Genomic DNA, 2,821 nt, shown 5'->3' with positions numbered 1-2,821 from the left:
CGTGCTCGGCGCCGTGGACGCCGTGCTGGCGGCCCGCCCGCCGACGAGCTCCTTCGAGGCGCCGCGCGGTGCGGAGGAGCGGGCGCGGCGGAGCGCGGAGCAGGCCGATGTGGTGGTGGAGGAGGTCGGGCGCTACAACCCGGACGCGGTGGTGTGCGTGGGCGTCCCGTTCGGCCACACCCGGCCGCAGTGGGTGCTGCCGCACGGCGGCGTGATGACCGTGGATGGGGTGGAGAGGCGGGTGTGGGCGGAGTTCGGGTGAGTTGATCGGCGCGCTGCGCTACGTGCTTTCTGGCGGCGCGCCACTGGCCGTGGAGACGCTGCGGGAGGCCGAGGCCGAGGCGGCCTTCGGCGTGCCGGTGCGCGAGGCCTACGGCCTGTCCGAGTCCTGCGGGCCCGTGTGCTTCAACCCCATGGACGGCCCCAGCCGCCCCGGCACCGTGGGGCGGCCGCTGGAGGGTGTGGAGTTCCGCATCGTCACCCCGGAGGGCGTGGAGGTGCCGGAGAGGGACACCGAGACCCCCGGCGAGCTGCGCATCCACCGGCCCGTGGTCATGTCCGGGTACCTGGGCCTGCCGGAGGCCGGGGCCGCCGCGTTCGACGACGACGGCTGGCTCCGCACCGGCGACCTCGCCCGGCGGGACGAGGAGGGCTACTACCGGATCGTGGGCCGGCTGAAGGACATCAACATCCGCAACGGCTACAACGTGTACCCGCGCGAGGTCGAGGATGCGCTCTATGTGCACCCCGACGTCGCCGAGGCCGAGTTCTCCGCGTTCGTGCGCGAGCGCCTACTCTCGTACAAGGGGCCGCAGCCGGTGACGCTCATGGACTCGTTGCCGAAGAACGGGACGGGGAAGATCGTGAAGGACCTGCTGCGGTGAGGGGCCTGATCTGACTGGTTGGACGTATCCCAAGGGCGAGTGGAGCCCCGCCCCGATCTTCACGACGGTGGACAAGAACCCTGAGCTTGTCATTAGGCGTGCGGTCCGCACCGAATGAGGAGAACCTTGAGTGCGGTGGACCGCTCGTGGGCAGTTTCGCCTAACGTGTCCGGGGTGCGCGAGACGATGGCCTCAGACAGCATCTCACCGTCCCGCGGCTCCATGTGGGGCCGAGCTGGACACGGGTAGAGTCGTAGGTCATGGCCCACCAGGCCATGCAGAGAGGTAGGCGTCGTATGGTCCACTTGACGGGTCTATTCGCAGGTATCGGTGGCATTGAGCAGGGCTTCCACAATGCGTTGGGATCAAAGGTCGAGACAGATCTTCTGTGTGAGTCTTGGGCCCCTGCTCAAATCGTTCTGAAGAATCGGTTTCCCGGTGCTGAGCTGCACCCAGACGTTCGAGAGCTGGCATCCCTGCCGGAGGCAACTGACATACTTTCCGCTGGGTTCCCCTGTCAGGATCTCTCACAGGCAGGTCGAACTGCGGGCATTCGCGGGGAGCAGTCCGGGTTGGTGACGCATTTGTTCGAGCTGCTTCGGCGTCGCATCTCTGCTGGACGACGACTTCCCACACTGCTCATTGAGAACGTCCCCAACATGCTGGCCCTCGACAAGGGTGCTGCGATGGAGTTCCTGGTCCAGGAGATGGAGACCCTTGGATACTCTTGGGCTTACCGGGTCGTCGACACTCGTTTTACGGGACTGCCGCAGAGGCGCCGTCGTGTAATCGTTGTTGCCTCGGTGAACCTCAACCCGTCGGAGGTCCTTTTTGCGGACGAGGCGGCGTCACGCCCTGATGATCATTATTCCTCCGACGCCTTTGGATTCTACTGGACGGAGGGTAAGGGTGGATTGGGGTGGGCACCCGACGCGATTCCGACGCTCAAGGGTGGCTCCACGATCGGCATCGCTTCACCTCCTGCCATTTGGGTCCGTGGCGCGGAGGACGCCACTCGCGCCTTGGTGGTGCCGAGGGAAGCAGAAATGGAATCATTGCAGGGGTTCCCCCGCGGGTGGACTGATCTCGACTTCGGCTTGAGCGCTGCGCGGACGCGCGGAACCCGGAGCAAACTCCTTGGCAATGCAGTCTCGGTGCGTGTTGCAGAGTGGGTGGCTCGGCGAGTCTTCGCGCCAGGCGAAGTGGTGTGCCCCTCCGTCGATTGGGGCTCATCCAGGCAGTGGCCGAACGCTGCTGCTGGTATGGGCGGGAAGCGATGGCGAGTGGAGGCCAGCGAATTTCCCACTCTGGAACCGTATGAGCACTTGCTGGAGCATGTTGACGTGTCGTCAGCCCCGGCGTTGAGCCGGCGTGCGGTGTCGGGTTTCCGTTCGCGCCTTCTCCAGGGGAACTTGGGCCGATATCCGGGATTCCGCGAGGCTGTGGCTGAGGCGGACAGGGCATTGACTGAAGATCAGCTGATTACCAAGTTGGAGGCATGAACGTGTTTGGCCCCGATATTCTGGCTCGAACCATGAGCGAACCGGCAGACCCCACCAAATATGGAATTCGCTGGCAATATCATTCTCGATCAGATCGTCATGGAAAAGTGGCCAGTTGGGGCGTCGCCTTCGACTTGCTTCGCTCGTCGAGTGTGATGCGGCAACATGCCCGCGACGGCAAGATTGTCCTTGGTGTCAATCTGAAGTTGAGTGATTTCGAAACGAAGAAGAGCAAGGTGCTTGACTTGGTCATCGCCCGACCAGGAGGAGCGGCGACATCGGCCCGCGGCGAGTCCCTGGTCTCTCTCGCGCAGCGCTACAACATGAACCTCTCCGGAGAAGAGATGGGCGAGCTGACGTCGCTACCAGATATTCCTGTGGCGCCTGTCGGGTCGGTTCTGGTGGCTCTAGATGTTGTGGGTCATGAGGTTCTTG

At 64.3% G+C, this 2,821-nt stretch carries 3 protein-coding genes and 1 pseudogene; all 4 read left to right on the top strand.

The genetic code is table 11. The features are described from left to right. A pseudogene (locus HMPREF3105_RS11245) lies at positions 1-262 on the top strand (LD-carboxypeptidase); the annotation flags it as partial. Between the two features lies 1 nt (position 263). After that, positions 264-884 carry an AMP-binding protein gene (locus tag HMPREF3105_RS11240; RefSeq protein WP_051995213.1) on the top strand — a complete coding sequence of 207 codons (621 nt, stop codon included), beginning with the start codon at positions 264-266 and terminating at the stop codon, positions 882-884. 260 nt (positions 885-1,144) lie between these two features. Beyond that, positions 1,145-2,386 (top strand): DNA cytosine methyltransferase, encoded by a 1,242-nt coding sequence (locus tag HMPREF3105_RS12760; protein ID WP_223247475.1) that lies wholly within the window; start codon positions 1,145-1,147, stop codon positions 2,384-2,386. After that, positions 2,383-2,821 (top strand): hypothetical protein (locus HMPREF3105_RS11235; RefSeq protein WP_210401452.1); only part of this gene is annotated, 439 nt, incomplete at its 3' end. The genes HMPREF3105_RS12760 and HMPREF3105_RS11235, both read left to right, overlap by 4 nt.

This window comes from Micrococcus sp. HMSC31B01 (assembly GCF_001816085.1).
GTDB classification, from domain to species: Bacteria; Actinomycetota; Actinomycetes; order Actinomycetales; family Micrococcaceae; genus Micrococcus; species Micrococcus luteus.
The sequence above is the reverse complement of the archived record's forward strand: the minus strand, read 5'-3'. Positions and strand labels throughout refer to the sequence as shown.

Excerpts from the sequence above, each read along its gene's own strand:
- HMPREF3105_RS12760 (WP_223247475.1), top strand. The coding sequence starts at position 1,145 with ATGGCCCACCAGGCCATGCAGAGAGGTAGGCGTCGTATGGTCCACTTG.